8 protein-coding genes and 1 tRNA gene are annotated in these 14,653 nt (G+C 74.9%); 5 read left to right on the forward strand and 4 right to left on the reverse strand.

Annotation, left to right across the window (positions count from 1 at the left end; genetic code table 11):
- Positions 1-31 precede the first annotated feature (31 nt).
- Together nudC and G446_RS0102930 are read left to right on the forward strand one after the other, a co-directional pair.
- Positions 32-1,198 carry an NAD(+) diphosphatase gene (gene nudC / locus G446_RS0102925; protein ID WP_051285598.1) on the forward strand — a complete coding sequence of 389 codons (1,167 nt, stop codon included), beginning with the start codon at positions 32-34 and terminating at the stop codon, positions 1,196-1,198.
- A gap of 144 nt (positions 1,199-1,342) precedes the next feature.
- Entirely contained in the window at positions 1,343-3,442 is a 2,100-nt protein-coding gene (locus G446_RS0102930; RefSeq protein WP_026409016.1) for an ATP-dependent DNA helicase UvrD2, read from the forward strand.
- Here the strand turns inward: G446_RS0102930 and G446_RS15585 are convergent.
- Positions 3,384-4,487 carry a thiamine biosynthesis protein ThiF gene (locus G446_RS15585; RefSeq protein ID WP_211228226.1) on the reverse strand — a complete coding sequence of 368 codons (1,104 nt, stop codon included), beginning with the start codon at positions 4,485-4,487 and terminating at the stop codon, positions 3,384-3,386. The genes G446_RS0102930 and G446_RS15585 overlap by 59 nt on opposite strands.
- Before the next feature lie 230 nt (positions 4,488-4,717).
- Complete coding sequence (locus tag G446_RS15590) at positions 4,718-6,007, reverse strand: YlbL family protein (protein ID WP_084778929.1); 1,290 nt, start codon at positions 6,005-6,007, stop codon at positions 4,718-4,720.
- A 108-nt stretch (positions 6,008-6,115) separates the two neighbouring features.
- Between G446_RS15590 and G446_RS0102945 the strand changes: the two genes are divergently transcribed.
- A complete protein-coding gene (locus G446_RS0102945; protein ID WP_026409017.1) occupies positions 6,116-7,558 on the forward strand; it encodes a zinc-dependent metalloprotease in 1,443 nt (480 codons plus the stop codon).
- 132 nt (positions 7,559-7,690) lie between these two features.
- Here the strand turns inward: G446_RS0102945 and G446_RS0102950 are convergent, their stop codons facing one another.
- Positions 7,691-8,257 (reverse strand): PPA1309 family protein, encoded by a 567-nt coding sequence (locus tag G446_RS0102950; RefSeq protein ID WP_026409018.1) that lies wholly within the window; start codon positions 8,255-8,257, stop codon positions 7,691-7,693.
- Positions 8,258-9,889: 1,632 nt separating this feature from the next.
- Between G446_RS0102950 and G446_RS0102955 the strand changes: the two genes are divergently transcribed.
- On the forward strand, positions 9,890-13,315 hold the full coding sequence (locus tag G446_RS0102955) for a UPF0182 family membrane protein (RefSeq protein ID WP_026409019.1): 3,426 nt from the start codon (positions 9,890-9,892) through the stop codon (positions 13,313-13,315).
- A 206-nt stretch (positions 13,316-13,521) separates the two neighbouring features.
- A tRNA-Met gene (locus G446_RS0102960) sits at positions 13,522-13,598 on the forward strand.
- Positions 13,599-13,710: 112 nt separating this feature from the next.
- Here G446_RS0102960 and G446_RS0102965 read toward each other — a convergent pair.
- Positions 13,711-14,628 carry a CPBP family intramembrane glutamic endopeptidase gene (locus tag G446_RS0102965; RefSeq protein WP_026409020.1) on the reverse strand — a complete coding sequence of 306 codons (918 nt, stop codon included), beginning with the start codon at positions 14,626-14,628 and terminating at the stop codon, positions 13,711-13,713.
- Between the last annotated feature and the right edge of the window lie 25 nt (positions 14,629-14,653).

Raw genomic sequence — 14,653 nt, forward strand, 5'->3', positions numbered from 1 at the left:
TCCGGCGCCGCGCGGCCCTAGGGTGGGGCGCATGAGCACTCCGGCGTCCCGCCCCCGCCCCCTGAGCCGCCGGCAGCAGGACGACTACGGCCGACGGTCCCTGTCGCGCACCACCATCGACCGCGACGCCGCCCGCCGCGGCGAGCCGGGGCTGCTCGCCGCACTGGCCGCGGACCGCGGCACCCGCCTGGTCCTGGTCGACGCCCGCGGGCGCGTCGCCCTCGACGTCCCCGCTGTCCACCCCGACCTGCCCGACGACGGCCTGACCCCGCCGGCCCCCGCCATTGCGCCCGCGGACGGGCCCGCCCTCCCCGCCGGCGCGCAGGCGCGCCCTGGTTTGCCCCCGCTGAGCGCCGCCGACCTGGACGTCACCGGCCTGCTGACCTGCTACCTGGGGCGCGAGGCGCTGGCGCCCGGTCCCGGTCCGGCGCCCGGCCCCGCCTCCGACCGGCGCCCCGCCTGGATCGCCGTCGTCGTCCCGCCCGAGGACGCCCCCGGCGCCGAGCCCGACGACGCCGAGGGCGCCGCCCGCCCCCGCACCGACCTGGCCGCGCTGCTGGAGCGCTACCCGCTGTCCGCCCTGCGGGCCGTGGGCTCCGACCTGTCTGCCCGGGACGCGGGCCTGGCCGCGCCCGCCGTCGCCCTGGCCGCCTGGCACGCCCGCGCCGGCCACTGCCCCCGGTGCGGCGCCCGCACCCGGCCGGTGCAGGCCGGCTGGGCGCGGCGCTGCACCGGCTGCGCCGCGCTGAGCTTCCCGCGCACGGACCCGGCCGTCATCATGTCGGTGACCGACGACGCCGACCGCCTCCTCCTGGTCCACGGCTCCCGCTGGGATGCGGGGCGCTACTCCGTCGTGGCCGGCTTCGTCGAGGCGGGGGAGTGCGCCGAGGCCGCCGTCGTGCGGGAGGTCGCCGAGGAGACCGGCCTGCGGGTCGCCCGCGTCGAGCACGTGGCCACCCAGCCCTGGCCCTTCCCCCGCTCCCTCATGCTCGGCTACCGGGCCCGCCTGGCCGACGGCGAGCGCCTGCCCCGCCCCGACGGCGACGAGGTCACCGACGCCGTCATGCTCTCGCGCGCCGAGCTCGCCCGGGCCGTCGCCGCCGGCCGGATCGTCCTGCCGGGTCCCACGTCGATCGCGCGCATGCTCATCGAGGACTGGTACGGCGGGCCGGTCGGGCCCCGCTCCGACTGGACCTGAGCCCGCCGGGGCCGCCGGTCCGGCGCGTCGCCGGAGTCGCGGCCCCGCCCGGCACGTTGCGCGACGGACCGCGCCCGCCGCCCGGCGCGCGACGGACGGGCCGGGTCCACCCCCGTGTCGGCGGCCCGTGGCAGGCTGGACCCGATGAGCCAGACAGACCCGAGCCCCGCGCCCGGCCCCGCCGCGCCGCGCCCGCGCAGCCCGCAGGAGCTCCTCGACGCCCTCGACCCCGACCAGCGGGCGGTGGCCGAGCACCTCGAGGGGCCCATGTGCGTGCTCGCGGGCGCCGGCACCGGCAAGACCCGGGCCATCACCTACCGGATCGCCTACGGCGTCGCCGTGGGCGCCTACGACCCCACCCAGGTCCTCGCCGTCACCTTCACCGCCCGCGCCGCCGGCGAGATGCGCTCGCGCCTGCGCGACCTGGGCGTGGGCGGAGTGCAGGCGCGCACCTTCCACTCCGCTGCCCTGCGCCAGCTCGACTACTTCTACCCCAGCGCCGTCGGCGGGCGCCGCCCGCCCCTGGAGGAGCACAAGGCCGGACTGGTCGCCGTCGCGGCGCGGCGCCTGGGCCTGCCCTCCGACCGCGCCCTCGTGCGCGACCTGGCCGCCGAGATCGAGTGGGCCAAGGTCACCATGATCCGCCCCGCCGTCTACGCCGAGCGCGCCCGGGCGGCGCGGCGCGACGAGATCGGCGGCCTCGACGCGGACGCCGTGGCGCGCGTCTACGCCGGCTACGAGGCCGCCAAGGACGAGCGCGGCGTCATCGACTTCGAGGACGTCCTGCTGTCCGTGGTCGGCATGCTGCGCAGCCGCGAGGACATCGCGGCCCAGGTCCGCGGCCAGTACAAGCACTTCGTCGTCGACGAGTACCAGGACGTCTCCCCGCTCCAGCACCGCCTCCTGCGGTTGTGGCTCGGGCCGCGCCGCTCCCAGCTGTGCGTCGTCGGCGACGTCTCCCAGACGATCTACTCCTTCACCGGCGCCACACCCGACTACCTCACGGGCTTCACCGGGGAGTTCGACGGCGCCCGCACCCTGCGCCTGACCCGCGACTACCGCTCCACCCCGCAGGTGGTGTCCCTGGCCAACCGGGTGCTCTCGCGCTCGCGGCGCGCCGGTCGGCTGGTGCTGCCGGCCGGCGCCGTCGAGCTCGTCGCCCAGCGCCCCTCCGGCCCGGCCGTCCGCTTCGAGGCCTTCGACGACGACGAGGCCGAGGCCGCCGGGGTCGTCGCCCAGGTCCGCCGGCTGCGGGCCGCGGGGGTGGCGCTGAGCGAGATCGCCGTCCTCTACCGCACGGGCGCCCAGTCCGAGCCCGTCGAGCAGGCCCTGTCCGAGGCCGGCATCGGCCTGCTCGTGCGCGGGGGCGCCCGCTTCTTCCAGCGCGCCGAGGTGCGCCGCGCCATGGTCGCCCTGCGCGGCGCCATGCGCACGGAGCGGGCCGAGCTGACCGGCGACCTCGGGCGGGACGTGCGCTACGTGCTCGGCCGGGAGGGCTGGACCGAGCAGGCGCCCGCCCAGCGCGGCGCCGTGCGCGAGCGCTGGGACTCCCTCAACGCCATCGTCGACCTGGCCGACGAGCTCGCCCGGGTGCGCGGGACGGACCTGGACGGCCTGGTGCGCGAGCTCGGGGACCGGGCGGAGGCCCAGAACGCCCCCACGGTCGACGGCGTCACCCTGTCCACCATCCACGCCGCCAAGGGTCTGGAGTGGGACGCGGTCATCATCGTCGGCGCCTCGGACGGCCTGCTGCCGATCAACCTGGCGGAGGGGCCCGAGGCCGTCGAGGAGGAGCGCCGCCTCCTGTACGTCGCGGTCACCCGGGCCCGCGAGCACCTGGTCATCACCTACGCGCGCGCCCGGCACGCCGGCGGGCGCGCCTCGCGCAAGCCCTCCCGCTTCCTGGCCGGGATCTGGCCCGTCAACGAGGAGGCCGGGGCGCGCCGCCGCGCGGGCGGGGCGGGGGCGAGGACGACGCGCAAGCAGGCCGCCCTGGAGTTCGAGCAGGACAACGACCCGGCCACGGTCGCCCTGTTCGAGGAGCTGCGCGCCTGGCGCCAGGCGGTGGCCAAGGAGAGGTCGCGCCCGCCCTACACGGTCTTCGCCGACGTCTCCCTGCGCTCGATCGCCATTATCAAGCCGACGACGCTCCCCCAGCTGTCCGCCATCCACGGCGTCGGGCCGGTCAAGCTCCAGGAGTACGGGGACCAGCTGCTGCGGATCGTGCGGGAGCACGGGGCGTAGCGGGCGCGACGACGGCGATGTCGACGCCGGACGCGGCCGGGCGCCCGGCGGCCCGGGGGTCCGTCCGAGAGGCCCCGGCGCTCCGGGAGGCCCGGGGAGCCCGGGGAGCCCCGGCGGTCCCGGCGGTCCCGGCGGCCCGGGAGGTCTGGGAGCACAGGCACCGGGGGTGGGGGCTCCAGCGGCGCTCGACGCCGAGGGGCTCGTCGGCGCTCAGCTCCGTGCTGACGGCCCGCCACCGGTCCGGGGCGTCGCCCAGGCAGTCGAGGGCGGCGCGCACGGCGAGCGCCGCGCACTGGTGGAGCAGGAGGCGCTCGAGCACGGGCTCGGGCAGGAGCCGCGCCTGGGTGGCGATGGCGGGCCAGCAGGCGTCGGCGTCGGCCTCCCACAGGTCCAGGCAGTCGTGGCACACGGGCCGGTCGGGCTCGAACAGGGGGCCGACGCGCACGGACACCTCCCGCAGCGTGACGGGCAGGTGGCGCGCGCCCGCCTGGGCCAGGGCCCGGGCGCGCACGGGGTCGATGACGTGCGGGTCCAGCGTGAGGGTGAGGTCGGGGATGGTGTCGAGCGGGGCGCCGGTGTCGGTGCCCGGGAAGCGCGCCACGATCTGCGCCCCGACGGCCTCGTCCTCGGGCAGGACCGCGCCCAGGCCGGCCTCGGCGAGCAGGGCGGCGAGCTCGTGGGCCAGAGGGCCCGAGCCGAAGAGCGCGACCCTCTTGGCGCGCAGGCGGACCGCGCGGGAGCGGGGCGAGTGGACGAGCCGCTCCCAGTACTGCTCCTCGGGCGTCGTCGGCCTGGAGCCGGCTCCGCGCAGGACGCCCTCCGCGCGCAGGCGCCCCAGGAGGTCCTGGGCGCGCGGCAGGGGGACGCGGCAGCGGCGCGAGGCCCGGTAGACGTCGTCGGGGGACATCCTGCGGGGCAGGTGGTCGAGGAGCTGCTGCTCAGCGGCGGTCAGCCCGGTCAGGACGAGGGAGCGTCCCGGCTCGACGCCGATCTGGGTCTGCCCGGTGGTCCGCCACAGGACGGGGGCGTCTCCGCGCACGCGCATGGTCCCTCCTCGGTGCCCGGCCCGGCGGGGCGCCGCCGAGCGCGGCGTCCGCCCGCGCGGGCCGCTCGGCGCCCGGCTCGCCGGGCCGGGGCGGTTACGAGCGTGGCACGCGAGCGCCGCCGGCGCCAGACGCCGCCCGCAACCTGTGGATAACTCGGGCGCCGGGCGCGTTCTCCGCCGGTCTCGCGCGTCGTTTCCGCCGGTCGCGGCGAAGGGGAGGGGCGGGGCGGTCAGGAGGAGGGGGCGGCGACGACGGTCTCGCAGGTGGCCAGGCCGGAGGTGTCGCCGGCGGCGATCGCCTCGACGGTCCCGACCGCCTCGTGCAGCGTGGACACGGCGAAGACCTCCATGCCCCGGGGCTCGTGGCCGATCACCTCCGAGCAGTTGGACGCCGGGGCGAGGAAGTAGTCGGAGCCCGCGGCCCGGGCCCCCGCCATCTTCTGGCGGATCCCGCCGATCGCCCCGACCTGGCCGTCGATCGCGATGGTGCCGGTGCCGGCGATGTCCTTGCCCCCGGTCAGGTCGCCCGGGGTCAGGGAGTCGACGATCCCCAGGGCGAACATGCTGCCGGCGCTCGGCCCGCCCACGTCCTGGAGCCCGAAGGTCGCGTCGATGTCGGAGTCGGCCCGGGCGCTGAGGACGAGCCCGAGCAGGGAGCCCTCCGAGTCGGGATTGCCGTCGCCGTCGGCGTCCTTGGGGACGATGGTGGTCAGGTGGGCCTCAACGGCGGCGCCGTCCCGCTCGACCCCGAGCGTGACCCGCGTGCCCGGGGGGATCGTGGTCAGCAGGGCGCGCAGCTGGCCGAAATCGGTCACCTGCGTGGTGGGTCCGCCCTCCGGGGCGATCGAGGTCAGGACGTCGCCGACCTGGATCTCGGTGGAGGTCTGCTCCTCGGCGAGGCCCTCGACCTGGAGCACCATGCGGGTGGCCAGGCCGGTCTCCATGAGGGCGGCCACCACCGCGGCGTCCTGGGAGCTGGTCATCTGGGCCTGGTTGACCTGCTCGACCTCCTGGGCGCTCATCGACTCCGGGCACACCGTATTGCGATCCACGACCGTCTTGTCGTCGTCGAACCAGGCCAGGATGACGTCCAGGGTCGTCACCGGGAAGCCGGGGCAGCCGCGCACGGAGACCGTCGTCATCCGCAGGGCGCCGTCGGCCGGGTAGGTCCGGGCGCCGGTGACGTTGATGACGGAGCTCTGGCCGTCCGAGCCCTGCGAGCCGTCGGCGTCGGCACTGCCCAGCACGTTCCACGTGGGGCCGGGCGCCTCGATGACCATATTGATGGGGACGGTGGCCGCCGCCACGATGACCGCCACCACGACGGCCAGGATCGTGAGCAGCACGATGAGGCGGCGGCTCGGGCGCCACGGCTGGGGCATCGCGTCGTCGGCCCCGGCCGGGGGGAGGGGCTCGGCCGAGGGGAGGGAGGGGGCGGCGTCGGGCTCGGGCCGGTCGAGGGCGCCGTCTTCCCGGACGGAGTCGGGCTCGGGGGTGGCGTGGGTGGTCACGGCGCCCATCATGGCGCACGGAACTGAGAATGCGCAGGTTCATGGTCGATGCTCAGGAATGCATGGCACGATCGGAGCGTTCCGGTAGCCCGGACACGCGAGCGCGAGAGGAAGCCCATGAGTGAGGACCCCTACGACGAGATCGAGCGCATGCTCGCCTCCCTGTTCGGTCAGCAGGTGGCGGCGGACGCCGTGGGCGCGCTGCGCGCCTCGGGGATCGACCCCGGCGAGCTGGCCCGCATGGGCGCCATGCCCGACCTGTCCTCGATGAGTCCCGGGCAGATGATGGCGCTGCGCGCCCAGATGCAGCAGATGCTCGACTCGGCCTCCGACGAGCCCGTCAACTGGGACATGGGCAAGGACCTGGCCCTGCAGACCGTCCGCGCCCAGGGCGACCCCGAGGTCACCGCGGCGCTGGCCGATGGGACCCGCCAGGCCCTGCGGGTGGCCGACCTGTGGCTCGACACCGCTACCGACTTCATGCCCGCCCCCGGCGCGCGGGAGGCCTGGAGCCGGTCGGACTGGGTGGAGCGGACCCTGCCGACCTGGCAGGAGCTGTGCGCGCCCGTGGCCGCCGCGGCGACGCAGGCCCTCGCCGGCGCGCTGGAGAGCCAGATGAGCCGGCTGGCCCCCGAGGAGGACGACGTCGTCCGCCAGGTGGGCGCCCTGGGCGGCATTATGCGGTCCATGGCCGGGACGGCCTTCGGGCTCCAGCTCGGCCGGGCCATCGGCGAGCTCGCCGCCGAGGCCGTCTCCGCCACCGACGTCGGGCTGCCGCTGACCCGCGAGCCGGGCACCGCCCTCGTGACGGCGGGTGTGACGGACTTCGCCGAGGGCCTGGTGTCCGAGGAGGACGAGGTGCGCATGTTCCTGGCCGTCCGGGAGGCGGCCACCGCGCGCCTGTACGCCCACGTGCCCTGGCTGCGCGGCCAGGTCCTGGGCGCCGTCGAGGCCTATGCCCGGGAGATCGCCATCGACACCGACGCCCTGGAGGCCGCCGTCTCCCAGATCGACCCGAACGACCCCGAGGCGATCCGCCGGGCCCTGGAGTCCGGCATGTTCGCCCCCCGGGAGACCGCCGCCCAGAAGGACGCCCTCGAGCGCGTCGAGACCCTCCTGGCGCTGGTCGAGGGCTGGGTCGAGGTCGTCACCGCCCGCGCCACCGCGCCCCACCTGCCGCACGCCGTGCCGCTGCAGGAGATGATCCGGCGTCGTCGCATCCAGGGCGGGGCCGCCGAGAAGGTCTTCTCCCGGCTCATCGGCCTGGAGTTCCGCCCCCGCCGCGTGCGCGAGGCCGCCGCCCTGTGGACCCGCCTGGGGCAGGAGGTGGGCGACGCCGAGCGCGACGCCTTCTGGCTCCACCCCGATGTCATGCCCTCCGCCGCCGAGCTGGCCAGTCCCGAGGACTTCCTGACCATGCGGCGGGCGGCGGCGGATATGGACACCCAGATCGACGCGGACCTGGCCTCGCTGCTGGACGGGACGCTCGGCTGGGCCGACGGCGCCCGGGAGGCCGATGAGAACGATCCGCAGGGCCTGGGGGACCAGGCGCAGGACTGACAGGCCGACGGCGACGGCCGTCTGGTCGGCCCGGGCCTCAGCCGTGGCCGGGACTTCCCGACGGGCGCCGGCCGGAACTTCCGGCTGGCCGACGGCCGCGCCTCCGCCGGTGGTTCCGCGCCGCCCGGATCCTCACGCGAAGGTGGCCGCCAGGGCCTCGACGAGGCCGGGCACGACGGCCTCGCCCTGGACGACGGCCCCGTCGCTGTCCCGGCTGCGGGCGCGCACCGCGCACCAGGACTCGCCCGAGCGCAGCACGCCCGCCACCAGGCGCACGTCCTGCCGGTCGGGGCGGGCCCGGAGGAAGGCGATCCGCTCGTCGGGGTCCTCGATCGCCTCGGCCCCGGCCTCGGACGCCGGGCCGACCATGATCCGCTCCACGCTCACCGCCGCGCCGTCGACGGCGGACGGCCAGGCCAGCCGGCCCAGCAGGTCCCCCAGGTCGGCGGCCGGGGGCAGCCCCTCCTGCTCGATGACCGTCAGGGCGCAGGGGTCGGCGCGGGCCTCCTCGATGGCGGCGGCGTCCAGGAGCCGGGCCAGATCCGGGTCCTGGGCCAGGGCCGCCGCCGTGCGCACGAGGGCGAAGACGCCGACGGGCGCGTCCCAGCCGCGCGCCGCGGCGCGCCGCTCGATCTCGACGACGACGCGGGCGAGGGCGCGGCGGGAGGGCGTCGGACCGTGGGGGCGCTGAGCGTTCACGGGCCGAGCCTAGGGCGTGTTGATGCAGGAGTCGTTGAGTCCCTTGGCGTGATGGCGCGGGAGGACGCGGGGCGGCGGTGCTGTCCCGGCGCCGAGCGGGAGGCGGGTGACGATGCGCCGCGGCGACGACCCGGCGACGGGTGCTGTCCCGGCGCCGAGCGGGAGGCGGCGCCGCTGCTCTGCCCCTGGGGGAGTCGATTCGGTGATGTCACCTCAGGTCGCATTGTGCGAGGCGGGCTCGCGCGGATCGAGCTGGGGCGGATTTCGTCGCGCTGGGCTCGCACGGCGCGAGGTGGGGTGGACTGCGTCGCGCTGGGCTCGCATTGCGCAAGCCGGACCCGGCCCGCACCGGCCCCCGGCCCCGGGATCTCGTTGAGCGGAGCTGGAATTACGCAAGCCGGACCCGCCCCGCCCCGGCCCGGGCCCCGTTGGCCGGATCCGCGCCGGCCCGAAAGTCGACGGGGTTCTGGTTGTGGCAGCGGGGGGTCGTGATGACGTAAATCGGGCGCGCGTTATCGGAGCCGGAGTCTCGTCGCTGCGCCTGTGCGGGTCCTCGAGGTCGCTGCGGTCCGCCGGCGGGAGGTCGGGGCTCGTCGCCGCGCCCGCGTGGATCCTTGCTCCGGCGCCGGTGCGTTTGTGGGCGTCGGTTTTGCGGGCGGGTGTCGGCGGGCCGGGTGCGCCCCGGCAGCGGGCGCCGCCCGGTCCGTGAGATCGCCGGGTAACCCTCGAGAACGTACCTCTGGTAGACGTGCTCGCGGGTCAAGTGACGTGCTCGCGGGTTATCCGGCGATCTTGCGGACCCGGCCGGGACGAGTCGGGATGGGGTGGGAACCGGGACCGGGCTCGCGACGGCCCCGAGTCGGCGCTGGCGGGGACGACGACGGACCCGCGAACTGGAACACCCCGCCGGCCCCGGGCCAGCCCGGGGCCGGGCTCAGGCTGGTCGAGACCGGGGTGGCGCGGTCGAGACCGGGCCAGCGAGTCAAGTCTCTTGATGTGGTGTTCTTCCGGTCAGGTGGTGATGGCGGCCCGAGCCGGGGCGGGGCGGGGCGGGGCGGGTCCGGCTTGCGTAATTCCAGCTCCGCTCAACGAGATCCCGGGGCCGGGGGCCGGTGCGGGCCGGGTCCGGCTTGCGCAATGCGAGCCCAGCGCGACGCAGTCCACCCCACCTCGCGCCGTGCGAGCCCAGCGCGACGAAATCCGCCCCAGCTCGATCCGCGCGAGCCCGCCTCGCACAATGCGACCTGAGGTGACATCACCGAATCGACTCCCCCAGGGAGCAGGGGCGCGCCCCCGCCTGCGCGACGGCCGGGATGCTGTCGGCCGACTCCCCCCGGGGCGGAGACACGCCGACGGACGGCGCCCCGGGTCCCGGACCGCGTCTTCGGCCTCCGGGGCGGGGCGCGCAGGGGCCAGCGCGAGAAGAGCGCAGTGGTGGGCACCGCGGTGGGTTCAGTGGAGCAGGCGCAATGGCGGATGCCGCGGCGGGCGTCGCGGTCCCGGCCGGTTCCCCGCCCCGGCGCGGCGCGGGTTTTTGGGCCCGCCGCGACTTGTGGGACGATGGGCCCGTTCGGCGCTCCTCGCGCCGCAAGTTCCGCGCGCCGCGCGCGCCTCCCCAGACACGGAGTGATCGTGAGCACCAGGCCCGACGACGAATCCAACGACAAGCCCGACGGCGACGACGCCCCCGGCGCCTCGAACGACGACGCCAGCCGCGAGGAACGCGTGCGAGGCGGGTTCCACCAGGCCGACTCCTCGCGCCCGGGCGGCCCGGCGCGCTCCCGCAAGGACAAGGACGACGGGACGTCCGACGAGCCCCGACGGCACGCCGGTCGCCGTCGGACCGACGACGAGGAGGACGAGCCCGTCCTCGGCAACCCCTTCGGCTTCGACCCCGCCGCGCTCTTCGGCAGGGGCGGCCGCATCCGGCCGCCGCGCGCCTCGCGCGGTTCCGCGGGGTCCGGTTCGGGGGGGTCCTCCCGCCCCGCCCGCCCGGATCGCCGCGAGCGCGAGCCCGGGCGCCGCCCCGGCCCCCTGATGTGGACCCTGATCATCCTCTTCGCCCTGGGCGCCGTCGTCGTGTTCCTGTCGCAGACCTGGACCGAGGTGCTGTGGTTCAACCAGCTCGGCTTCTCCCGGGTCATCTGGACCCAGTGGATCGCCTCCGGCGTCCTGTTCGTGATCGGCTTCCTGGTGATGTTCGGCGCCGTCTTCGCCGCGATGACCACCGCCTACCGGTCCCGTGAGATCGGCCTGCCGCACGACGAGGCCACCCGCAACCTGGAGGCCTACCGCACGGCCGTCGAGCCGCTGCGCCGCCCCCTGGTGTGGGGCGTGCCCGCGGTGCTGGGGCTGCTGGCCTCGCTGTGGGAGCTGGCCCCGCACTGGCGCGAGATCCTCCTGGCCCTGCACTCCCGGCCCTTCGGCGTGAGCGACCCCCAGTTCGGCCTCGACGTGTCCTTCTACGTCTTCATCCTGCCGGTCCTGAACGTCGTCATGTCCTACCTGGGCCGCGTCGTCATCTTCGCCGGCGTGGCCAGCGTCATCGTCCACTACCTCTACGGGGGCATCTCCGTGGCGCGCTCGCCCCACTTCACCAGGGCCGCGCGCGTGCACCTGGCGGTGTTCCTCGCCCTGTTCTGCCTGCTGCGGGGCGCCGGCTACTGGTTGAGCCGCTACTCGGCCCTGTACTCCTCGAATTCCAAGTTCGACGGCGCCGGCTACACCGACGTCAACGCCGTCATCCCGGCCAATGCGATCCTGGCCGCCATCGCCGTGGCCATCGCCGTGCTCTTCCTCGCCTCGGTGCGCGCCAGGTCGTGGAAGCTGCCCGTGACGGGCGTGGTGGTCATGGTGGTCTCGGCGCTGCTCATCGGCCTGGCCTACCCGGCGGTCATTCAGAAGTTCGTCGTCGACCCCAACGCCCAGCGGGAGGAGTCGCAGTACATCGACCGCAATATCAAGGCGACCCTGGCGGCCTACGGCCTGGACGGGGTCGAGACCTCCAACTACGCGGCCGTGACGGAGGCGACGGCGGGCCAGCTCAAGGAGGACGCCGAGTCGACCACTTCGATCCGCCTGCTGGATCCCAACCAGGTCTCGCCGAGCTTCACCCAGTTCCAGCAGAACAAGCAGTACTACGGCTTCGCCAACCTGCTCAACGTCGACCGCTACCGGGTCGACGGGGTCAGCCGGGACACGGTCATCGCCGTGCGCGAGCTCAACCTCAACGGCCTGGGGTCGGGGCAGAGCACGTGGATCAACGAGCACACGGTCTACACCCACGGCTACGGCGTCGTCACCGCCTACGGCAACACGGCCCGCACCGACGGCTCGCCCGCGTTCTGGGAGGGCGGGATCCCCTCCAGCGGCGATCTGGGCGAGTACGAGCCGCGCATCTACTTCGGCCAGTCCTCGCCGTCGTACTCCATTGTGGGCGGCGACGACGGCGGGAGTCCGCACGAGCTCGACTACCCCGACGACGCCGCGCCCTCCGGGCAGGTCAACACCACCTTCGCCGGCAACGGGGGCCCGAACGTGTCCAACCCCCTCAACCGGCTGCTGTACGCCGTGCGCTTTCAGGAGATGAACATCCTCTTCTCCCAGGAGGTGCGCGCCGGCTCCCAGATCCTCTACGACCGCAACCCCGCCGAGCGGGTCTCGAAGGTCGCCCCCTGGCTGACCCTGGACGGCAGCCCCTACCCGGCGGTCGTCGACCACGACGGCGATCCCTCCACGCCCAAGCGGGTCGTGTGGATCCTCGACGGCTACACCACGACCAACAACTACCCCTACTCCCAGCACGAGTCGCTGGAGGAGACGATGTCGGAGGCGACCGGACAGGCGAACCTGCTCGGGGCGCCGGAGGAGTCCAACTACGTGCGCAACTCCGTCAAGGCCGTCGTCGACGCCTACGACGGCTCGGTGACGCTGTACGAGTGGGATGAGAACGACCCGATCCTGGCCGCCTGGAAGGCCGTCTTCCCCGGCTCGGTGACGCCGATGAGCCAGATGAGCGCCGACCTCATGGCGCACATGCGCTACCCGGAGGACCTGTTCAAGGTCCAGCGCACCATTCTGGCCAGCTACCACGTGACCTCGGCCGCCGACTTCTACTCCGGCGGCGACTTCTGGAAGGTCCCCGACGACCCGACCCGCGACTCCGACCCCTCGCAGGTGGGGGAGTCGCCGCAGGCGCCCTACTACCTCACGCTGCAGATGCCGGGCCAGGAGTCGGCGAGCTTCTCCCTGTCCAGCGTCTACATCCCCGGCGGCAGCACCGGGCGCAACGTGCTCACCGGATTCCTCGCCGTCGACTCCGAGACGAACTCGGGCCAGGCGGGGGTGCGCAATCCCGGCTACGGCCGGATCAGGCTCCTGGAGCTGCCGCGCTCGTCCAATGTGCCGGGGCCGGGGCAGGTGCAGAATTACTTCAACTCCAGCACCGAAGTCTCGCAGGTCCTCAACGTGCTGGGGGGCCTGCAGGGCTCGCAGGTGATCAAGGGGAACCTGCTGACGCTGCCGGTGGGCGGCGGGCTGCTCTACGTCCAGCCGGTCTACGTCCAGTCCTCCTCGGGGACCCAGTACCCGCTGCTGCGCAAGGTCCTGGTCGCCTTCGGCGACAAGGTGGGCTTCGCCGACACCCTCTCCGAGGCCCTCAACCAGGTCTTCGGCGGGGACTCGGGCGCGACCACGGGGGAGGAGACGGTCGACGGCGACGCCGCGGCGGCCAATGACACCTCGACCACGACCGCTCCGTCCGGCGAGGAGGGGGGCGGCGCCTCGGCGGCGCCCACTCAGGCGCCGACGGCGCAGGCCACCACCGCCCCGCCGACGGCGGCCCGGACTCCGACGGCCGCCGCCTCTCCGACGGCGGGGACCTCGACCGGCGACCCCCAGGCGGATCTGGATGCGGCCCTGTCCGACGCCCAGACCGCCAAGACGGACGCCGACCAGGCCATGAGGGACGGCGACCTGGCGAAGCTCGGCGAGGCGCAGAGCCGGCTCTCCGACGCGGTCGACCGCGCCATCGACGCCCAGAGGCGGCTCAAGGGCTGAAAGCCCGGCGCGGGGCGCCCGCGTGACGGGGTCCGGCGGGTTCCCGGAGCGGGCTCGCAGCGCCGCGCCGGGCGGGGGGCGACGACGCCGGGAGCGCGTCGTCGGCCCCCGCCCCTGCCGTCTTGGTGAGCAGGGGTTGGTGAGCAAGGGCACGGCTCAGCGGCTTGGAGTTCGCGGGCGGTCGGGGCTATCGTTGGTGGCACCGCCGCGGGGTGGAGCAGTTCGGTAGCTCGCCGGGCTCATAACCCGGAGGTCGAGGGTTCGAATCCCTCCCCCGCCACCATCGCCGCACCGGCGGCAAGTCCCCCGGCACCATCAGGTGCCGGGGGACTTTGCGCTATGCACGTGCGGGCATGTCTTCGGCGGGTTATCGGGTTATCGGCGCGAACCTGAGCTCAGCGGTCGATCGGCGGGGAGTAGGGGCCGTGCGCGGCGATTTCGGCCCACCGCTGCTTGCTGATGCGGGAGGCGATCACCAGGCCGGCGCCGCTGAAGACCGCCCCGGTGACGATCCACACGATCGGCCCCGAGGCTTCCAGACCCACCATCTGAACGATGGCGTTGCCGAGGTGGAGGCCCCCGTGGATGCCGACCCCGGCCCACACGCTGCGCATGACCAGTGAGAGGTAGGCCGCGGTCAGGGCGAAGCCGAAGGGAGTGGCGAGGTAGAACACGTGGTCCGCGACGTTCTGCTGCCCGCCCTGGGAGATCAGGTGCAGGGAGGTGAAGGCCAGCGTCGAGATCCACACGGCGCGCCCGGGCCGATCGGACAGGCTCTGAAGAAGGTATCCGCGCATGAGGGCCTCCTCCCCGGTGCCCTGGAGCACGTAGCACCTCGAGAGGATGAAGACGAGCACGAGCCACACGGGGGCGCCGCCGGCAGTCAGATCCGGGCGCCTCAGGCCGGGAGCCCCTCCGATCCCCAGGGCGTAGAAGACGACGGCGAGGCAGACGGTGATGAGCACCGCGAGTCCGGTCCCCGCCAGGAAGGCGCTCGCCGCCCGGCGGTTGAGCGTCAGGCCCGCGGCGCGCAGCGGCCGGTGGTCCGCGCAGCGGGTGAGCACAGCGGTGAACAGGAGGTAGAAGACCAGTGGGATCAGCGACAGGACCGTCCGGGCGCTGAGGACGGGGACCAGGTCGTCCGAGGCCAGCGCGTCGCGCAGCGGGGGGATGAGGTCGGCCAGGAGCGGGGAGGATCCGGCGGCCGCGAAGGCGACGAGGGCCAGCACCACGCGCGCCCACCCGGGCGGGCGGCGGCGGGGCTGCGGGGACCGGGACTGCGAGGACGCTGCGGTGCGCGGTTGAGTTGCCATGCCCCGACGCTACGAGCGCACCCGC

This window comes from Actinomyces dentalis DSM 19115 (genome assembly GCF_000429225.1).
GTDB classification, from domain to species: domain Bacteria; phylum Actinomycetota; class Actinomycetes; order Actinomycetales; family Actinomycetaceae; genus Actinomyces; species Actinomyces dentalis.